This is a genomic window from Nocardia sp. JCM 34519.1, assembly GCF_020361265.1.
Lineage (GTDB): Bacteria > Actinomycetota > Actinomycetes > Mycobacteriales > Mycobacteriaceae > Nocardia > Nocardia arthritidis_A.
Map to the genome: position 1 here is coordinate 245,821 of NZ_JAIRBR010000011.1, position 19,656 is coordinate 265,476.

The 19,656-nt window shown below is 67.7% G+C and carries 17 protein-coding genes; 3 read left to right on the top strand and 14 right to left on the bottom strand.

The genetic code is table 11. The features are described from left to right. Positions 1-2: 2 nt before the first annotated feature. The 7 genes from LGY53_RS26045 to LGY53_RS26075 form a co-directional block, all read right to left on the bottom strand. On the bottom strand, positions 3-239 hold the full coding sequence (locus tag LGY53_RS26045; RefSeq protein WP_225729342.1) for a hypothetical protein: 237 nt from the start codon (positions 237-239) through the stop codon (positions 3-5). Positions 240-407: 168 nt separating this feature from the next. Continuing rightward, positions 408-1,430, bottom strand: a complete 1,023-nt coding sequence (locus LGY53_RS26050) for an agmatine/peptidylarginine deiminase (RefSeq protein ID WP_225729343.1) — start codon at positions 1,428-1,430, stop codon at positions 408-410. Beyond that, complete coding sequence (locus tag LGY53_RS26055; RefSeq protein WP_225729344.1) at positions 1,427-2,410, bottom strand: nitrilase-related carbon-nitrogen hydrolase; 984 nt, start codon at positions 2,408-2,410, stop codon at positions 1,427-1,429. The genes LGY53_RS26050 and LGY53_RS26055 overlap by 4 nt, the downstream gene beginning before the upstream one ends. Positions 2,411-2,433: 23 nt before the next feature. Next, on the bottom strand, positions 2,434-3,888 hold the full coding sequence (locus tag LGY53_RS26060; RefSeq protein WP_225729345.1) for an NAD-dependent succinate-semialdehyde dehydrogenase: 1,455 nt from the start codon (positions 3,886-3,888) through the stop codon (positions 2,434-2,436). Between the two features lie 28 nt (positions 3,889-3,916). After that, positions 3,917-5,257: a 4-aminobutyrate--2-oxoglutarate transaminase gene (gene gabT / locus LGY53_RS26065; protein WP_225729346.1), complete on the bottom strand. Its 1,341-nt coding sequence runs from the start codon at positions 5,255-5,257 to the stop codon at positions 3,917-3,919. A 62-nt stretch (positions 5,258-5,319) separates the two neighbouring features. Continuing rightward, the gene (locus LGY53_RS26070; protein WP_225729347.1) at positions 5,320-6,873 is read right to left on the bottom strand and encodes an APC family permease; all 1,554 of its coding nucleotides are present in this window, start codon (positions 6,871-6,873) and stop codon (positions 5,320-5,322) included. Between the two features lie 132 nt (positions 6,874-7,005). Beyond that, the gene (locus LGY53_RS26075; protein ID WP_225729384.1) at positions 7,006-8,436 is read right to left on the bottom strand and encodes a gamma-aminobutyraldehyde dehydrogenase; all 1,431 of its coding nucleotides are present in this window, start codon (positions 8,434-8,436) and stop codon (positions 7,006-7,008) included. Between the two features lie 135 nt (positions 8,437-8,571). Here LGY53_RS26075 and LGY53_RS26080 point away from each other — a divergent pair, with 135 nt between their 5' ends. The 3 genes from LGY53_RS26080 (at position 8,572) to LGY53_RS26090 (ending at position 12,226) form a co-directional block, all read left to right on the top strand. Further along, positions 8,572-10,080 (top strand): PucR family transcriptional regulator, encoded by a 1,509-nt coding sequence (locus tag LGY53_RS26080; protein WP_225729348.1) that lies wholly within the window; start codon positions 8,572-8,574, stop codon positions 10,078-10,080. A 168-nt stretch (positions 10,081-10,248) separates the two neighbouring features. Further along, the gene (locus LGY53_RS26085; protein ID WP_255665095.1) at positions 10,249-10,692 is read left to right on the top strand and encodes an Lrp/AsnC family transcriptional regulator; all 444 of its coding nucleotides are present in this window, start codon (positions 10,249-10,251) and stop codon (positions 10,690-10,692) included. Positions 10,693-10,840: 148 nt separating this feature from the next. Next, a complete protein-coding gene (locus tag LGY53_RS26090) occupies positions 10,841-12,226 on the top strand; it encodes an aspartate aminotransferase family protein (RefSeq protein ID WP_225729350.1) in 1,386 nt (461 codons plus the stop codon). Positions 12,227-12,242: 16 nt separating this feature from the next. Here LGY53_RS26090 and LGY53_RS26095 read toward each other — a convergent pair whose 3' ends face one another. From LGY53_RS26095 to LGY53_RS26125, 7 genes are read right to left on the bottom strand one after another with little or no spacing between them, the layout of a single operon-like run. Further along, positions 12,243-13,115: a GNAT family N-acetyltransferase gene (locus tag LGY53_RS26095; RefSeq protein WP_225729351.1), complete on the bottom strand. Its 873-nt coding sequence runs from the start codon at positions 13,113-13,115 to the stop codon at positions 12,243-12,245. A 57-nt stretch (positions 13,116-13,172) separates the two neighbouring features. Then, on the bottom strand, positions 13,173-14,804 hold the full coding sequence (locus LGY53_RS26100; protein ID WP_225729352.1) for an ABC transporter substrate-binding protein: 1,632 nt from the start codon (positions 14,802-14,804) through the stop codon (positions 13,173-13,175). Positions 14,805-14,850: 46 nt separating this feature from the next. Further along, positions 14,851-16,074 (bottom strand): acyl-CoA dehydrogenase family protein, encoded by a 1,224-nt coding sequence (locus LGY53_RS26105; RefSeq protein ID WP_225729353.1) that lies wholly within the window; start codon positions 16,072-16,074, stop codon positions 14,851-14,853. A gap of 9 nt (positions 16,075-16,083) precedes the next feature. Further along, positions 16,084-16,677 (bottom strand): flavin reductase family protein, encoded by a 594-nt coding sequence (locus LGY53_RS26110; protein WP_225729354.1) that lies wholly within the window; start codon positions 16,675-16,677, stop codon positions 16,084-16,086. Between the two features lie 2 nt (positions 16,678-16,679). After that, the gene (locus tag LGY53_RS26115; protein WP_225729355.1) at positions 16,680-18,026 is read right to left on the bottom strand and encodes an FAD-binding oxidoreductase; all 1,347 of its coding nucleotides are present in this window, start codon (positions 18,024-18,026) and stop codon (positions 16,680-16,682) included. Next, a complete protein-coding gene (locus LGY53_RS26120) occupies positions 18,023-18,346 on the bottom strand; it encodes a hypothetical protein (RefSeq protein WP_225729356.1) in 324 nt (107 codons plus the stop codon). The genes LGY53_RS26115 and LGY53_RS26120 overlap by 4 nt, the downstream gene beginning before the upstream one ends. Next, positions 18,343-19,641, bottom strand: a complete 1,299-nt coding sequence (locus LGY53_RS26125; protein ID WP_225729357.1) for an acetyl-CoA carboxylase biotin carboxylase subunit family protein — start codon at positions 19,639-19,641, stop codon at positions 18,343-18,345. The genes LGY53_RS26120 and LGY53_RS26125 overlap by 4 nt, the downstream gene beginning before the upstream one ends. Positions 19,642-19,656 lie beyond the last annotated feature (15 nt).

The following is a 19,656-nucleotide window of genomic DNA, read 5'->3' on the forward strand; positions in this document are numbered from 1 at the left end:
AACTACTGGTGACCGGGATGCGCGAGGCGCCGGACGATGCCGTCGAATGCGACGATCACCCGGCACCGCAGGCACACCGGCTCGGCGCCGTGGTGCGCGTCGATGATCCCGCGGGCGCACCGGCGGCAGGCCGCGGGTGTCGGCGGGTTCGGGAGATCGGCCAGACCTATCGCCAACATGGCGATGACAACGGTCATCAGTAAGGAGGCCGAAGCGAAGGCCACAACATCAAGCACCATGGGGGCACAGCTCCTCGAAAAGTCACGACCGAACACCAGTGTGCGCGCACGAACCGGCCATGTCTGCCGAGCGTCCGCGCCGAGCCCGGTGGCGAAGGTGCCGCATACCCGAACTTTAACAAATTCAAGCACACTGCAACAGTTGCATTATGCTTCAGTTTGGCATCGTCAGCGGGCCGCGGGCTGCTGTTGGGTGATGCAGTGGATACCGCCGCCGCGGGCGAAGATCTCCCTGGCGTCCACCGTCACCACCCGGCGTCCCGGATACGCCTCGGCCAGAAGGTCGCGCGCCACCGCGTCGTTCGGATCGCCGAAGCCGCAGCCGATCACCCCGTCGTTCACCACGAGATGGTTGATATAGCTGTAGTCCACCCACCCCTCGGCATCGCGCAACACTCGTGGCGCGGGCACTTCGACTATCTCCCAAGGCTTTTCATCGACATCGTGGGTCTCCCGCAGTGCGGCGACCAATTCGGCGGTGACCCGGGCGTCCGGGTGGGCGCGATCGCGTTGCGCGTGCACCAGCAGCCGGCCGGGGGCCGGGACGGCCGCGACGATGTCGACATGCCCACGGGTACCGAAACGTTCGCTGTCCCTGGTGAGTCCGCGCGGCAGCCAGACCAGGTGCCGCGCGCCGATGGTGCGGGCGAGTTCGGCTGCGACGGCGGACTTCTCGATGCCCGGATTGCGGCCCGGATCGAGCTGGACGGTCTCGGTGACCAGCACCGTGCCCCGCCCGTCGACCTGGATGCCGCCGCCCTCGTTGACGAGCGTCGAACCGATGAGCTCGGCCCCGGCCAGCCCGCCGACGAGCGCACCGATGTGCCGGTCGTGTTCCCAGCGCGCCCAATCCTGGCCGCCCCAACCGTTGAACACCCAGTCGACCGCGCCGAGCCTGCCCTGCTCGTCCAGGACGAAAGTCGGCCCGATATCCCGCATCCAGGCGTCGTCGAGCGGCGCCTCGACGAGTTCGACCTCAGCGGACAGGTAGCGCCGCGCCTGCGCCCGGTCGGCCGGGTCGACGACGACGGTGACCGGTTCGAAGTCCAGGACGGCGTGTGCGACGGCAGCCCAAGCCGTTCTGGCGGCGTGCGCGGATTCGGCCGTATCGAAGACGCTCGCGCCCAGCGGCGGGAATGCCATCCAGATCCGTTCCTGCCGGGCGGTTTCCGGCGGCATCATCCAGGTCACGGCGTCTCCGATCCGTACGGGGCGGCGGGATCCACAGCGGCGGTGAGTCTTCCGTAGGTGTCGGGCCTGCGGGTGGTGAGGAAGGGGAACAGATCGAGCCAGTCACGCCGCTGCGCCAGATCCAGATCGGCGACCAGTACCGCGGCGGCATCGCGCGGCGCACGCACCAGAATCCGTCCGTACGGGTCGGAAATGAACGACGATCCGTAGAAGCACACACCGCCCTCGTCCCCGCAACGGTTCGGCACGATCATGAAAGTGCCTGCGGTGATGCCGTTTCCGACGATGACGTGCCGCCACAGCGGTTCGGTGTCGAAGCCCGGAAAGGACGGCTCCGAGCCGATCGCGGTGGGGTACACCAGGATTTCCGCGCCGCCGAGCGAATACATCCGCGACACTTCGGGAAACCACTCGTCCCAGCAGGTCGGCAGGCCGAGCGCGGCGCCGTCCAGCGCGGCGGGCCGGTACACCGGGTAAGCGTCGGCAGCGGGGCCAGGACGGAAATAGGTGTCCTCGTAATAGCCGTCGGTGACCGGGATGTGCAATTTGCGGGTGCGCCCGAGTAATTCGCCCTCGGGCGAAACCAGGATCGCGGTATTGAAGCCGAGCCCGTCCGCGGCATCGGCGCGCTCGTACAGCGAGGCGTGTACCAGCACCCCGTATTCCTTCGCGGCCCGGGCCGCGAAGGTGAAGGTCGGCCCGGACAGCAAATCTTCCGCGCCGGCACCGGGATTCGCGCCCGCCCTGGTGTCGGCCGGATAGCGCGAGAGCGTCAACTCCGGCAGGAATACCGCCCGCGCGCCGTATTCGGCGGCGATCCGGATGCCATCGGCGAGCCGGGCGGCCAACTCGTCCGGATCTGCCAGCCAGCGATGCTGCACCAGCCCCACCCGCAGCGGCGGCCGGTGCGGCGCGCCGACGCGGGCGAACGAAGGCGGTGGCGTGAGCGCGGTTTCGACCACGTATGCCGGTTCGGTCATGGGATATCTCCTGATTCGATCGACTACGGCAGCGCGATGTATTTGGTTTCCAAGTACTCCTCGATACCCTCCGTGCCCGCCTCCCGGCCCAGTCCCGACTCCTTGACACCGCCGAACGGCGCCGCGACATCGGAGATGACGCCCCGATTCACACCGACCATGCCCGACTCGATCGCATCGGCGACGCGCAACGCACGGTCCAGGTCTTTCGTGTAAATATATGCGGCCAAACCGAATTCGGTGTCGTTGGCGGCGGCGACACCGCCCTGTTCACCATCGAAGCCGGTGATCGCGGCCACCGGGCCGAACACCTCCTCGCGCAGGATGCGCGCATCCGGCGCCACGTCGGCGAGCACGGTGGGTTCGTAGAAGTAGCCCGGCCCGGGCAGACTCGCGCCGCCGGTGGTGATCCGCGCGCCCTTGCGCACCGCGTCGGCCACCAGTTCGGCGACCGAATCGCGCTGTTTCGCGCTGATGAGCGGCCCGACCTGCGCGCCGTCGAGCAGTCCGTTACCGATCTTCAGCGCCCGCATCCGATCGGTCAGCCGGGCGGTGAATTCCGCGCGCACCGCATTGTCGACGTGGAAGCGATTGGCCGCGGTGCAGGCCTCACCGATATTGCGCATCTTCGCCGCCAGCGCGCCATCGATCGCGCAATCCAGGTCGGCGTCGTCGAATACCACGAACGGCGCGTTGCCGCCGAGCTCCATCGAGGTCCGCAGCACCCGCGAAGCCGATTGCGCCAGTAGGGTTTTACCGACCGCGGTGGATCCGGTGAAGGTCACCTTGCGCAGTCGCGCATCGTCGAACAGCGGATCGGTCAACCGGGCCGCCCGCGCGGTCGGCAGGATGGATAGCACGCCCGGCGGCAGCCCGGCCTCGGCGAAGATCTGTCCGAGCAGCAGCATGGTCAGCGGCGTCTCGGCCGCCGGTTTCACCACCATCGTGCAGCCAGCGGCGAAGGCGGGCGCGATCTTTCGGGTGCCCATGGCGAGCGGGAAGTTCCACGGCGTGATCGCCAGTGCGGGGCCCACCGGCTGCTTGGTGACCAGAATGCGGCCACCGCCCGCGGGCGAACGGGTATAGCGGCCGTTGATCCGCACGCCCTCTTCGGCGAACCAGCGCAGGAATTCCCCGCCGTAGGTCACCTCGCCGTAGCTCTCCGCCAGCGGCTTACCCATTTCCAGTGTCATCAGCATGGCGAAGTCGTCGCGCCGCTCGTTGACCAATTCCCAAGCGCGGCGCAGGATTTCGGATCGCGCCCGGGTCGGAGTCGCCGCCCAGCCCGGTTGTGCGGCCGCGGCGGCGTCCATCGCACGCGCACCGTCGGCGGCGGTGGCGTCGGCGACCGTCGTCAGCACCTCCCCCGTCGCCGGATCGAATACCGGGAAGGTGCCGCCACCTGTTGCGGGCAGCTGTTCGCCGCCGATCCACAGTCCGGTCGGCACGACGGCGAGCAGGTCGGCCACCTCACGCATGACGAATTCTCCTCTGTCGGTGAAACATTCAGACTTCGGCCCGTAGCGCGTCGGCGAGTACGCCGATGCCGTCGGCGAGCAGGTCCGGCCCGATCACCAGCGGCGGCAGCAGCCGGATGACGTTGCCGTAGGTGCCGCAGGTCAGCGTCAGCACACCCCGCGAGAGCGCTTTGGCGGCAACGGCTTTCGCGAGTTCCGGGGCGGGTTCGGCGGTGCCGGGACGGACCAGCTCCAGTGCGAGCATGCCGCCGCGCCCGCGCACATCGCCGACAACGCCTGTCTCGGCGGCCAATTCGCGCAATCGGGGCAGCACCACCGTCTCGATCTCCCGGGCCCGCGCGGGCAGGTCCAGCTCGCGCATCACCCCGAGCGTAGCCGAGGCAGCCGCGCAGGCCACCGGATTACCGCCGTAGGTGCCGCCGAGCCCGCCCGAGTGCACCGCGTCCAGCAGTTCGGCCCGTCCGGTGACCGCCGCGAGCGGCATACCACCGGCGATGCCCTTGGCCATGGTGATCAAATCGGGCACCACACCCTCGTGCTCGCAGGCGAACCACGCTCCGGTGCGGGCGAATCCGGTCTGCACCTCGTCGGCGATGAAGACGATCCCGTGCTCGCGTGCCCAATCCGCCAGCGCCGCAAGAAAACCCGGCGCCGGAACGATGAAACCGCCCTCGCCCTGTATGGGTTCGACGATGACGGCGGCAACGGCGTCGAGGCCGAGCTGTGTTTCGATCCGGGATATGGCCCGCCGCGCCGCCATCGCGCCGGTCAACCCGGGCTCGTCACGATACGGATAGGACATCGGCATCCGGTAGATCTCCGGCGCGAACGGCCCGAACCGCTCCTTGTACGGCATATTCTTCGCGGTCAGCGCCATCGTGAGATTGGTGCGGCCGTGGTAGGCGTGGTCGAAGGCGACGACGGCGGTGCGGCCGGTGGCCAGCCGCGCCACCTTCACCGCATTCTCCACCGCCTCGGCGCCGGAATTGAACAGCACGCTGCGCTTGTCGTGGTCGCCGGGGGTCAGCGCGGCCAATTCCTCGGCCACCCGGACGTATTCCTCGTAGGGCGTCACCATGAAGCAGGTGTGGGTGAAGCGCGCGGCCTGCTCGGCGATCGCCGCCGCCACCGCGGGGTGGGACGCGCCCACCGAGGTCACCGCGATACCGGAACCGAGGTCGATGAGCGAATTGCCGTCGACGTCGACGAGTACGCCGCCGTCCGCGTCGGCGGCGAAAACCGGTGCGGTGGAACCGACTCCGGCGGCGACGGCGGCCTTGCGGCGGGCGGTGAGCGCCGTGGAGCGTGGGCCGGGCAATGCCGTGACGAGTTTACGGCGCTGCGGCAGGCGATGGGCAAGTTCGATCATTCGGCAGACTCTCCAGTCGAACAGATGGGTAAGTTTTCGAAACAGATTCGGCCGCAACCGGATCAGGCCGCTTCGGACACCAGAGGCGCGGGTTCGGCGAATTCCCGGTCGAGCGGGCCGCCGCGGAAGAAGCCGGGATTGCGCCAGCGCGCCACCAGCATCAGCAGCCCGCCGAGCAGCAGGATGCCGAAGCCCATGAAGAACACCAGGCCGATGCCGCCGATCGAGGCGCCGCTGCCGTTGTCCGGATCCATGCTCTCGCGCACCGACACCACGAACACCACGGCCAGCATGATCCCGCCGATCGACGGGAAGAGGAATTTGAACGCGATATTGCGCGCGGAGGCGAAAAGCTCACCGCGGAAATACCATACACAGGCGAAGGCGGTGATGCCGTAGTACCAGCAGATCATGATGCCAAGTGCCGCAACGGTATCCACCAGCACCCTGGTCGAAAGCAGTGAAGCGGCGGTGTAGAAGGCTCCGGTGACCACCCCCGCGACGACGGTGCCGAACACCGGAACCCTGGATCGCGGGCTCACCGCGGCGAATCGCCGCGGGAAGGCGCCGTACACGCCCATCGCCAGCACGGTGCGGGCGGCGGGCAGGAAGGTGGTCTGCAGGCTGGCGACCGCGGAGGCCAGCACGGCGAGCAGGAGCAGCGGCCCGGCCCAGCCGAGCACCGGATCGGCCAGCGCGCCGAAGACATTGTCGGCGTTGTGCGCGTTGCCGAGGCCGAGTCCGGATTCGCCGACCCCCGCGTACATCATCACCGCGACCGTCACCAGCAGATAGGTCGCGAGAATCGAAAGGACGCACAGCATTCCGGCGCGGCCGGGCACCCGCTTCGGATCCTTGGACTCCTCCCCCAGCGTCAGGCAGGTGTCCCAGCCCCAGAAGGCGAAGATCGATCCGGTGACGCCGATCATGAAGGCGCTCATGGTGATTCCGGTGAACGGGTTGAACCAGTCCAGCCGGAAGTCGAGTCGCGCGGGCGCGTCACCGGAGCCGGCGCGCACCAGCGCGGTGATCGCGAAGACCACGAGCACGACCATCTGGAAGCCGACCAGCACCTGCTGCAACCGCTCGCTGGTGGTGATGCCGCGGCTGGAGATCAGCGTGGCCGCCGCGACCAGCGCCAGCGTGGTCAGGATATTCACCGCGCGGTTGTCGGCGAGTTCGGCGATGCCGGGACGGCCGGATATCCGGGCCACGAACAGATAACCGAATTTCACCGCGATGGCGGCCAGATTCGACAGGACGATCACGGTCGCCATCACCATGCCCCACCCGCACATCCAGCCGACGTAAGGCCCGAATGCCTTGGTGGACCAGGTGAACGACGCCCCGCAGTCGGGCATCCGCGCGTTCAGCTCGCGATAGGCGTACGCGGTCAGGAACATCGGGACGAATCCGGCGAGCACGATCGCGGGCATCTGCAATCCGACCGCGGCCACGATCAATCCGATGCTCGCGGTAAGTGTGTAACCGGGCGCGACCGTCGAAATGCCGAGCACGGCACCGGAAATCGTGCCGACGCTACCGGGCGCCAGTCCTTTGTCGACGGGCCGGCGCCCCGCGCCGTTGCGGGGTGCACTGAGTTGCCCACCCGTCACCCGACCGCCACCCCTCACGGAATCGCTGCGCGATGCTGTCACTAGTATTCTCCTTGCCCGGCAACGACTTCCGAAGAAGGCACGGGACGACGACGATCGGCCCCGGATCCCGAGGCCGACGCGAGAACGCGCTCAGTCGTGCGCGCTCATGACATGCTTGATCCGGGTGTATTCCTCGACGCTGTAGACCGAGAGGTCCTTGCCGTAGCCGGAGTATTTGAATCCGCCGTGCGGCATCTCCGCGACGATCGGAATGTGGCAGTTCACCCACACCGCACCGAAATCCAGTGCGCGGGTGAACCGTTCGACGGTGCCGTGATCGCGGGTCCAGACGCTGGCGGCCAAGCCGTAGCGCACGTCGTTGGCGAGGCCGACGGCATGGTCGGCATCGGTGAACGGCTGCACGGTGAGCACCGGGCCGAAGGTCTCCTCCTGGACGATGGGGTCGTCTTGGCGGACCCCGGTTATGACCGTCGGCTCGACGAAGAATCCCTTGTCGCCCAATCGTTTTCCGCCGGTCACCACCGTGGCGTGTGCGGGCAGCGCGGCCAGCTTGCCCATGACCGCCTCGAAATGATTGCGGTTGTTGAGCGGTCCGTAGAAGGTGTCCGGGTCGTCGGGCGGGCCGGGCCGCAGGCTCTGCGCGCTCTTCACCAGCGCGGCGACCAGCTCGTCGTGGACCGACTCGTGCACCAGCACCCGGGTGGCCGCCGTACAGTCCTGGCCCGCGTTGAAGTAGGCCGCCTGCGCGATACCGTTGGCCGCCTTGGCCAGATCGGTATCGGGGAACACCACCACCGGCGCATTGCCGCCGAGTTCCAGATGTGCGCGTTTCAGCTGCTGGGCCGCCGACCCGGCCACCGCGATACCGGCGCGCACCGATCCGGTGATCGACACCAGCCCCGGTGTCGGATGACGCACCAGTTCGGCGCCCGTATTCGCATCGCCGAGAACGACATTCAGCACACCGTCGGGCAGAATGCCGCGGCTGAGCCGGGCCAGCACGAGCGTGCTCTCCGGCGTGGTGTCGCTCGGTTTGAGCACGATCGTATTGCCCGCGGCCAGGGCGGGCCCGATCTTCCAGACCGCCATCATGAAGGGGTAGTTCCACGGAGTCACCTGCGCGACAACGCCGATCGGCTCGCGCCGCACATACGAGGTGAACCCCGCCATGTACTCACCCGCCGCGCGCCCCTCCAGCAGGCGGGCGGCACCCGCGAAGAATCGGATCTGATCGGCGCCGACGGCGATCTCCTCCGCCGCGATCACCGCCTTGGGCTGTCCGGTGTTGCGGCACTGGGCCTCGACCAGTTCCTCGCTGTGCGCGTCGATCGCGTCGGCCAGCTTCAGCAGCGCCGTCTGGCGCGCGCCCGGCGTTGTCCTGCCCCAGGATTCGAAGGCCCTGGCCGCCGCGGCCACCGCGGCGTCGACGTCGGCGCGATTCGAGATCGGCGCCCGTCCGACGACGGTCTCGTCCACCGGATCCACCAGGTCGAGGGTTTCGATGGCCGACGATGCCACGAACTTGCCGTCGATGTAATTCTCGAGCACGGGACTCGACATGTATTCACCGTCCATCCATCTGAGCGTGCTGTGTCGTTCGCCTGGGCACCAGTGTGCGCCACGACACATTCATCCCACCCATGACGAAATGGATAAGTGTGGTCGGAATTTTCGCCGTTTTGTACACTCCGGGCGATGACCGTCTCCGTGGAATGGGTGTTGCGACAACCCGATTTGGCCGTGCGGCTGTGCGGCGGCGCGGCCGGGGTGCGCCACGATATCCAGCTCGTCGTCACCACCGAGCTGGAACATCCGTTCCGCTGGCTGTCCGGCGGCGAGCTGGTGCTCACCACGGGGATGCGGCTGCCGAACGGCGTCGATCGGCGCACCGCCTATCTGCGCGGACTCGCCGAGTGCGGGGTGGCCGGGCTCGGCTTCGGCACCGGCCTCACCCATGCCGAGGTGCCCGCGGATCTGATCGAGGCGGCGGACGCGATCGGCCTGCCGGTTTTCGAGGTGCCGCTGCCGATTCCGTTCGCGGCCATCGTCAAACGGGTCACCGCGCGGATCGCCGAACAGCAGTACGACGCGGTGCTGCGCGCGTCGAACGCACAGCCCAGGATGACGCGGGCGCTCATCAGATCCGGCGCCGACGCCATCGTCGCGGAGCTGGCGAAATCGCTGTCCGCCACGGTGATCGTGTTGGATCCGGATGGTGCGGTCGTCGAATACCAGCCCGGCAGAACGGATCCCGGCCTGGTGCGCGCGGCGCGCGAGGCCGCCGCCAGCGGACCCGCCAGCGGCGTGCGCACCGATCCGTCCGGCGCGTCGATCACCCACCAGCGGATCGGCGTCGGCGGCCGCAGGCACGGCGATCTGGTGGTGGCGAGCGCGGCGCCGCTCGGCCATATCGACCAGCTCCTGCTCGGTCACGCGAATTCGCTACTGGCACTGGACTTCGCCAAACCGGCCCGGCTTCAGGCCACCCAGCACCTGCTCAATGCCCAGGCGCTGGCGCTGCTACTCGGCGCCGACACCGATCCGGAACCGGCGTGGGCGCAGTTGACACAGGCCGTCGACCCACAGGGGCTGATCCGGGTGCTCGCCGCCGAATGCGATACCGAGGAAGCGGCCGACGCGATGCGAGACGCGGCCGAGGACACCGTGATCCGGGCCGGGCTCCCACTATTCCTGCATCGCACAGGACATCTCGTGCTCGTGGTGCTGCCCGCGGCGCGAGCCGTTTCCGTCGCACATCGGGTGAACGCCCAAATCATCGGCGGCACAAGGCGGTTCATCCGAGCCGGACTCGGCGCCGCGCATCCGGTCCGCGAGCTGGCCACGGCGGTGTCGGGCGCCAGGACGGCCGCCGCTACGGCCGAACGCGGCGGCCCGGTCGCGGAATCCGGCTCGCTCACCCTGTTGTCGCATGCCGCCACCCGAGATGTCCTCGCGTCGATGGCCGTCACCGTATTGCGCCCGGTACTCGACTACGACCGGGCGCACGGCACCGAACTCGTCGTCGCACTGCGAACCTTCCTGGAGGCCAACGGACACTGGGACGCGGCGGCCGCGGCATCCGGCGTGCACCGCCACACGCTGCGCAAGCGCATCGGCACGGTGCGCGATCTGCTCGACTGCGATCTGGACAGCGCGCGGGTCCGCGCGGAACTGCTGCTCGCGCTGCTCGCCCACGGAGACTGAGCTACGGATTCCACGGCACAGATCGAAAAATCAACGGAATTCGTTGTCTCTCAGCCCACCGAGACACGTATTCGATCTCGAAGCACCACGGTGCGGATTGTCCGCGACGCCGTTCTTCGGCAGGATGCCACCGTGACCGACCAGGAAAACAACCGCCAGGCCCGCCCGATGCTCGACGAGATCTCCAAGCGGATCATCGCCCAGCTACAGGAGGACGGCCGACGGCCGTACGCCACCATCGGCAAGGCCGTCGGCCTGTCCGAGGCGGCCGTGCGGCAGCGGGTGCAGCGGCTGTCCGACGCGGGCGTCATCCAGATCGTCGCGGTCTCGGATCCCTTGCAGGTCGGGCTATTTCGGCAGGCGATGATCGCGATCACGGTGGACGGCCCGCTGCGGCCGGTGGCCGACGCGCTCGCCGCGATGGACGAGATCACCTATGTGGTGGAATGCGCCGGACGCTACGACATCCTCTGCGAGGCGGTGTGCGCCGACGACGCGGCGCTGCTCGAGCTGGTCTCGGACCGGCTGCGCAGGCTGGCGCAGGTGCGGCACGCCGAGATCATGGTCTATCTGGAACTGCGTAAACAGACCTATCGGTGGGGTGCGCGTTGAGCTACGAAATCCGTAGCTTGACTGCCATATGACAACTGTTTCCTGCGATTCGATCGCCCAATAGCAACCGATTCTGTTGCGGACCCGTAAATAGTTGTGGCATAAACGGAAGCCTCCCCCATCCGGCCCGCTCGCTAGGAGTCCGCATATGACCGTCACCGATCCGCATCCCACGACCAGCCCGGATGCGGTGCGCATCATCCGGGACAACATGTGGCTGCACTTCACCCCGCACACCGGGCTCACCGGTGCCGAGGTGCCGGTGATCGTCCGCGGCGACGGCGCCTACATCTGGGATTCGACAGGACGGCGCTACCTGGACGGCCTCGCCGGACTGTTCGCGGTACAGGTCGGGCACGGCCGCGAAGAACTCGCCGAGGCGGCCGCCCGGCAGACCCGCGAACTGGCCTACTTCCCGCTGTGGGGCTACGCCCACCCGACCGCCATCGAACTCGCCGAGCGCCTGGCGAATGCCGCGCCCGGCGATCTGAACCGCGTCTTCTTCACCGTCAGCGGCGGCGAATCCGTGGAAACCGCATGGAAATTGATCCGGCAGTACTTCAAGGCCACCGGAAAACCCACCAAGCACAAGCTGATCAGCCGGTCGATGGCCTATCACGGCACCTCGATGGGCGCGCTGTCGATCACCGGAATCCCCGGAGCCAAGGCCGATTTCGAGCCGCTGGTGCCGAGCACCCAGCGCGTTCCGCACACCAACTTCTACCGCGCCACCGAGCACGCCGACGACTACGAGGCGTACGGGCGCTGGGCCGCCGACCGAATCGAGGAGGCCATCCTCTTCGAAGGCCCCGACACGGTCGCCGCGGTATTCCTGGAACCGGTGCAGAACACCGGCGGCTGCTTCGTCCCGCCGCCCGGCTACTTCCAGCGGGTCCGCGAGATCTGCGACCGCCACGATGTACTGCTCGTCTCCGACGAGGTGATCTGCGCCTTCGGCAGGCTCGGATACGACTTCGGCGCAAAGCGTTTCGGCTATCAGCCGGATATCGTCACCACCGCGAAGGGCCTCACCTCCGGCTACGCGCCGCTCGGCGCGGTGCTCATCAGCGACCGCATCATGGAGCCGTTCCAGCACGGGTCCACCTTCCTGCACGGCTCCACCTACGGCGGGCATCCGGTGTCCTGCGCGGTCGCGCTGGCCAATCTCGACCTGATGGAGCGCGAGGATCTCTACGGGCACGTCCGCGCCAAGGAGGCGGCCTTCCGCGGCACGCTGGAAAAGCTGTACGACCTGCCGATCGTCGGCGATGTCCGCGGCACCGGCTACTTCTACGCGGTCGAACTGGTGAAAGATAAAGCGACCAAAGAGAAATTCACCGACGAGGACGCCACCCGCATCCTCAAGGGCCACGTCTCGCACGCACTGTTCGAGGCGGGATTGCACTGCCGTGCCGATGACCGGGCCGAACCCGTCATCCAGCTCGCGCCGCCGCTGATCTGCGACCAGCAACAGTTCGACGAGATGGAGCGGGCGCTGCGGCATGCGCTCACCGGCGCGTGGCAATTGCTCTGAGCCGCAACGGAATCCGTCAGAGCTGCCGGTAGGCGTAGTAGTTGTAGCTGCGCACGCGCTCGAAGCCGCAGGATTGATAGAGATGCAGGGCGTCGTCGGTGACGGCGTCCACCTCCAGCCAGATATCGCGCGGGCCGCGGTCACGGATATCTTTCACGACGCCGGTGAGGATCAGGCGGCCGACACCGCGGCCGCGGTATGCGGCATCGACCGTCAGCCCCATGATGCAGACGCTGTCACCGGTTTCGAAATAGTCGGCCTTCCCGATCGGCCGTCCCTCGTGCAGTGCCAGCACACCGCGAACCTTGTCCTCGGCGATATTTCGGGCGTCGAACCAGGTGACCTCCGCCAACGGCATACCGAAACCATCGGCGGTCAGCGCCCGCAGGATCGGCAGATCGTCGACGGTGGCGCGGCGGAGATCGAATCCGTTGCGCCGCACCGGCACAACCGCACGGTCGGCCGGATACATCAGTTTGTGTTCGACATGGTCCGGTGTCGCGCGCAGTGCGTCGGCGAAGCGGCTGCCCGGCACCGACGCCGCATCGACGATCAGCAGATAGGACTCGTAGCCGAGCCGGGCGCCCTCGGTCATGGCCGCGGCCCACAATCGCCGGAAGATGCCGCGGCCACGATATTCCGGATGGACCATGCCGCTGAGCTCCGGGCCGGGTGAGGTGAAGGTGCCGAGAAAGCCGACGAGCCTGCCGCGGTGGTAATAGAGCAGGTAGTGCCTACCCGGGCGATGCTCGTCCGCGGTCAGGCGCGACCAGATCAGCCGCACCTCGATGCCGTCGAATTCGTCTACGGCTCGGGCCAATTCGCGCAGTTGGTCGTATTCGGCTGGCCGCAGGAAGGATCGCGCTTCGATCCCGTGTAACTCCGTCATCTGTCCGGACTTTCGTGATTCGCGCAGGGGCGGCGCACCCCGCCCCTGCGCGGATGGTTATGACACGGTGACGCTGTACAGGTCCAGTTCGCGGAATTGTGTCGGCTGCACATTGTGCATCCGGCTCGACCAGATCGACAGCGCACTCTGGAACCAGATCGGGGTCGACGGCATATCTTGCAGGACAATGCGTTCGGCCTCCTGGTAGAGCTTCCAGCCGTCCTGCTCCGTCGGCGCCGCGTCGGCGCGGGTGAGTAGCGCGTCCACGGCGGGGTTGGAGTAGAGCCCCGCGTTCACCGAACCGCCGGTCCGGTACGCCTGGTTCAGGAAGTTCTCGATCGACGGGTATTCGGCGACCAGCGCCGAACGGAACGGCATCGTCATGGTGTGCGAATCGATCTGCCTGCGGAATTCGCCGAGCGACGGCACGGAGACGAAATTACATGGCCTGGCCAGTGATTGGGCGATGTAGTCGCAGGCCACCCGCATCCACGCCTCATTCGCGGAATCGACATTGGACGCCAGCTCCACCGGGCCGGTGAACCCGGTCGAGTCGAACAGCTCCTTGGCCCGCTGCGGCTGATAGGTGCACAGGTCACCGCACTGATGGGAGGCAGCGCCCGGCATATCCGGCGGCACGATGCCGTCGGCGGGCACGCGATGGCCGAGGAATACCTTCTGGATCAACCCCACTCGGTCGATGGCCATCGAAATGGCCTGGCGCACCCGCGGATCGGCGTAGCGCCGGTCATAGACGGGGAAGGAGATCCCCTGCATTCCGATATAGGGCTGGGAGACACTGCGATCGCCCACCTCGGACTTGTAGCGGTCGTTGACGAGTGCCGTCCATGGGGCGAAGTCCAGGTAGTCGAGCTTGTTCGCCACCACATCCGCGTACGCGTCGTCCAGATTCCGATAGAACCGGTATTCGATGCCACCGATATGTGGTTTCTCGCCCGCGTACTTGTCGTAGCGGCGCACGACGATATTCGAACCCGGTTTGTACGAGACGAATTCGAAGGGGCCGTCGCCGATCGGATGGGCCTTGAACGCCGCGGGATCCCGGTAGAACGACGCGGGCAGCGGGAAGAACTGCACGCTGCCGAGCTGACTCGGGAAGACCGCGAACGGAGCGTTCAGCGTCACGACGAAGGTCCGGTCGTCCACCACCCGCAGACCGGACATCTCTTTGACGGGTGCCGGTCCGGCGGCGGCCGGTGATACGTCCGCACTCGAGTTGACCTGACCGAAGCCCTGGATATGGGAGAGGAGGCTGGCCCCCTTCTGGTGGTTGGGTCCGTACGCCGTGAAATTCCACGCGTCGACAAAGCTTTTCGCGGTGACCGGCGTGCCGTCCTGGAAGGTCCATCCCGGCTTCAGCGTGATGGTGTACACCTTCGAATCGGTGGTCTTGATGGATTCGGCGATCGCATTGCGCGGCACCGCGGTCTTCGGATCGTATTCCACCAGACCCTTGAACAGTGCGCCGAGCACCTTGATGCCGCCGACCTCCACCGTATCGCCCGGCACCAGTGGGCTTTCCGGTTCGGTGCCGTTGTAGCTGATCACCGCGTCCTCCCCGGGCGGGGTGGCGGTGACCGGGGCGCGGGCGGGCGCACCGCCGCACGCGCCGGCCGTGAGCGTGAGCGCGGCGAGCATCGAATAGGCCGCAATTCTCTTGGGTCGCATTGTTTCTCCGTTCGATCGAGCAGGCCCGGCTATCCGGCGAGCTCTGTTATCGGTTGACTTGTCCGAGCTGAGCTCGGGCCGTTGGGTTTCCGGGCGCCAGACCGAGACACAGTCCGAAACTCGGTGTGCCGCCGAGCAGATACGCACCCGCCGACTGCAGGATGCGGTCCTGCGCGACGACGTGCTGACACATCGTCGTGGTGTCGCGCAGCCAGCGGTCCAGCGGCGACGGGCGGTAGATCGACGCCGTCTGACGCAGGTCGTAGAGCCGGGCGACGATCGAACGCGCGGTGCGGAAGGCGAAAAGGCGCGCGAGCGGCAGCGCCGCGCGTTCCTCCGGCGTGAGCTCGTCGAGCGTGCCGCCCGCCGCGAGCACCTCCCACTGCCGCCGCAGGCTGCCGTACACCGCGCAGCGGGCCGCCAGCAGATCCGCCTCGCATTCCGCGACGGTGACCTGCAAACGGTAATCGTCGGCCCGCGAGGCGGATTCGGACCGCACGTAGTCGAGTGCGGCACGGGCGGCGCCGAGCGCGACGCCCGGCATATTCCGCATATGCACCTCCGGCTGGGCCAGCGGTCCCGGTGCATGGGCGGCGTTCAGCAGCAGGGTTCGTCCCTCGGGCACGAACACGTCGGTAATGGTGTAGTCGCAGCTGCCGCTGCCCGCCAGACCCGTGGTGTGCCAGGTGTCGAGCACCTCGACCTGTTCCCGTGGCACCATCAGCAGCCGCGACGCGTGCGCGATGCCCTCGGGTCCGGGCTCGGGCCGCCCGTCCCGGTACAGGAATGCGCCCGAGACCACCCAATCCGCGTGCGTGATACCACTGCCGAACTGCCAGCGGCCGGTCAGCCGGTAGCCGCCGGATACGATCTCGGCCCGGCCCACCGGGAACAGCAGTCCGGCCGTCACCATGTCCAGGCTCGAAAACATTTCCCGCACAACATGTTCGGCCAGGAACGAGGCGTAGAGCCCGGTATCCGAGCCGATCATCGCGCACCAGCCCGCCGAGGTGTCACCGTAGGCGATGGCCTCGATCACCTCGGTCTGCTCCACCGAGGTGAGTTCCGGTCCGCCCCAGCGCCGGGCGAAGCCCATCCGGAAAACGCCGGTGTCGCGCAGCATTTCGACGATATCGTCCGGCAGTCGCCGCAGCCGCTCGATCTCCGCGGACCGCTCGCGCAGCCGCGGCGCGACGGCCTGTGCGCGGGCGAGGATTTCGGCGGCATCGCCGCGCTCGGCCGCGATCGGTTGTTCGGAAAGGATGGTCATCTGGCTCTCCTAGCCGGAAGGTAGTACGTGGTAGCCGCCGCGCAGGAACACCAGGCGGCTGCTCTTGCGGTGAGTGCCGGACCCGACGACCGCGCCGACGAACAGCGTGTGGTCACCGACCTCGTAACCGCGCTCGAGCACGCATTCCAGCCAGCCCGCCGCATCGAACAGCAGTGCGCCGGTATGCGGGCCGGGCTGGGTGCGCATCGAACCGAGCGCGGCGACGCGCTCGATCCTCTCGCGTGCGAAATAAGCTGCCAGCCACTGTGATTCGCCATCGAGTATGGATATCGACCAGACCCCCGACGTCTCCAGATCCGCGCGGAACCGGGAGTCGCGGCGCAGGCTGATGGACACCAGCGGCGGCGACAGCGACAGCGAGGTCAGCGAGTTGACAGTGACGGCGTCGTGCACCCGGATACCGGCGTGCTCGACATATGTCGCCACGATGGCGACCCCGGTCGCGAAGTCGCGCATGGTGTCACGCAGGGCATCGGCGGTAATTCCGCTGGGCCGCACCGATATCGAGGCGTCCGGCGCATCGAATTCCGGTACCGGGCCCGGCGGCTCCATCAGCTGTCCGCCGAGATCCGCTGTGCCCATGTTCATAACGCCTGCGGAAAGTCGAAGAAGCGATCCGGGTCGTAGCGCCGCTTGATCTCGGCCAGCCGAAGCCGGTTCGGACCGTAATAGGACGAACGCCATCGCGGCAGGCTCGGATCGGTGAAGTTGACGTAGGCGCCATCGCCCGCGTACGCGCCCATCTCCGCGTACAGGCCGTCGAGCCATTCGAGGTTGCACCAAACCGTCCGTGCCCGATCCAGTCGGCTCCACGAGGTGTCCATCGAGATCAGGAAGAGGGTGTCGCGATGCGGGAACGCGGTGTCCGCCACCGGGATCCGGCTTATGGCCCCGCCCCAGGTGAACAGCGCGACACCGGCGCCGTCCGGATTGCCGCTGCCCGGCCAGCGATCGAGGGCGGCGACGATCGTCTCGACACCCGCCTCCGGGAGCGGTTCCGGGATGCAGCGGGTACGCGCGGCGAATGGATCGCCCGAGGTCTCGTGGCGCAGGAAATCCTTTGCCGCCCAATATGATCGATCTCCAATATCGCAATGTCGCGGCTGGTGCGCCGCCAGCGCGGGTGCGAGGAGTTCACGCAATTCGGCCGCGGTGCCGAGATGTTGGCCGACGATGGACACCGTCCCGGCCGCCCGGCCCGAACGGCTCACTCCGATCCTGGCCGCGAATTCGTCGGGCGCGGCCGCCATGATCTTCTGCAATATCGCCAGCACCTCACGGGCATGCGCCCATTCCCAGAGCACGAGGCAGGTGGCACTGGGCCGCGGCGCCCGCGCCTGGAAGGTGAAAGACGTGTTCACACCGAAGTTTCCGCCACCGCCACCGCGGCAGGCCCAGAACAGGTCGGCATGCTCGGTGGCGTCGCAGGTGCGAATGGTGCCGTCGGCCAACACGATCTCGGTCCGCACCAGCGCGTCGGCGGTCAGCCCGAAGGCGCGGGATACGGCGGCGACACCGCCGCCGAGCACCAGCCCGCCGATGCCGACATCGTCCGAATTGCCGAGCGGGAACGCCAGATCGTGCCGTTGCAACACCGAATGCAGTGTGCCGCACCGTGTTCCGCCGCCGACCGTGACCAGTCCTGATCCCGCGTCGACCCGGATATCGTCGAGCGCGCGCAGATCGAGCACCAGCTCCGCGCCCGCCGAGTAACCGGCATAACTGTGCCCGCCGCCGCGCACCGCCACCCGCACCCCCTCGGTGCGGGCCCAGTCGATCGCGCGCGCGACATCGGCCGCGCCGCGCACCGATAGCGCGGCGGCGGGCCGCACATCGGCGTAGCGCTTGTTGAAAGGCGCTGTCGCGGCGGCGAATCCGGGTTCGCCCGGATAGCGAACCCGCCCGGCGCACAGCTCGGCGAGCCCGTTCATCGCACCTCCTCCAGGTATGAGACGCCGGCGGCCGAATCGCTTCCGTAGCGCTCCCATTCCTCGCGCAGGCGCAGCACGCCGTGCTCGGTGTGTTCCGGGGTCGTTCGGGTGTGTCCGGCGATGACCGCGCCGTCGGCGAGCACCATCGTGTAGGCCAGTCGCAGCACACCGTCCCGCTCGCAGACCCCGGTCGCGGTGCCGCGGCGCACCGGACCGCCGGCGAAATACGCCCACACCAGGTCGCCGCGCTGGTGGTAGCGCGCGATGACACCGTCGTCATCGGCGGGGTTGCGGAAGCGGCGGCCGTCGTAATTGATCATTTGTCGGCGTCCAGCAGTCCGGCGGGCAGCGTGAAAGCCGCACCGGCGGTGAGCGGTTCCAGCGGCTCGCCGTCCAACTGCACGGAATCTGCCGCGGCGTCCAGGAATTCGGCGCATCGGACCGGATCCGCCGCCGCGCACACCACGAACGAGTGTCGCGCGATGTATCCGCCCGGCGGCAGCCGCAATTCGGCGCCGGGCTCGACCATTGCCGCAGCCGTCACCAGGCCGGGCCCCCATTCGGGCACTCGCACCGAGCGGACGACGCAGTCCTGCTCCGGATAGCCGAAACGGATACCCGCCACGGCATTTCGCGTCCGGGCCAGGGTCGGCCGCCGCCCGGTCGCGATATCGACGAGCACCTCGCCCGGATCGATCCCGGTGGCGATCTTGCCGAGGAACGGAATCAGATCGCCACCGAGCCGCCCGTTGATCTCGATGATCAGCGGACCGCGCGCGGTGAACCGCACCTCGCTGTGCGTGATGCCGTTCTCGACACCGAGTTCCCGGTGTGCGTCGGACAGTGTGCGCAGCAGCGCCTCGTCGCGCAGCAGCGGATCGTCGGCGTCGACGATATGCCCGACCTCCTCGAAATACGGCTCCATTCCGGTTCGCTTGCGCGCCAGGAACATCGGCAGGTACTCACCCTTGTAGACCGCGGCGTCGACGCTGATCTCCGGACCCACCGCGAACTCCTCGACCAGCGCGGTGTCACGGAATGGCGCGTCGCCGATAGTGCTCGCGCCGGCCGCGACACCGAATGCCACCGTCAATTCGCGCTCGTCGCGGGCGAGTACGACACCCATGCTCGCGCCGAGCGCCTGCGGCTTCACCACCACGGGGTAGCCGATGCGCGCGGCGGCGGCCCGCGCCTGCTCCACGGTGTCGGTGAGCGCGAAACGCGGCTGCACAAGTCCGGCCGCGGTGAGCACCGTCCTGGTCCGGTTCTTGTCCCGGCAGCCGCGCACACCGGCGGGGCTCAGTCCGGGTACGCCCAGTTCATCGGCCAGGTCCGCGGCGGGCTGCACCAGCGGTTCGTCCCAGCACAGCAGGCCGACAATGTTTCGCCTGCGGGCGATTTCGCGGCCTCTCGCCGCGAGGATGTCGTGATCGAAGAGGTTGGCGACCACGATCTCGTCGAAATAGTCTCGCTGCCAGGTGGGTTCGAGGTTGTTGAGCAGGATGAATTCCAGCCCGTATGTCCTGGCCCGAGCGTGCGCGGACCGGACCAGGTATTCGCGATATACCCGCAGCCCGCTGCCGATCACCAGCAGCGCGTCGTCGGAGGTGTTCATGCTTCTTGTCTCCCT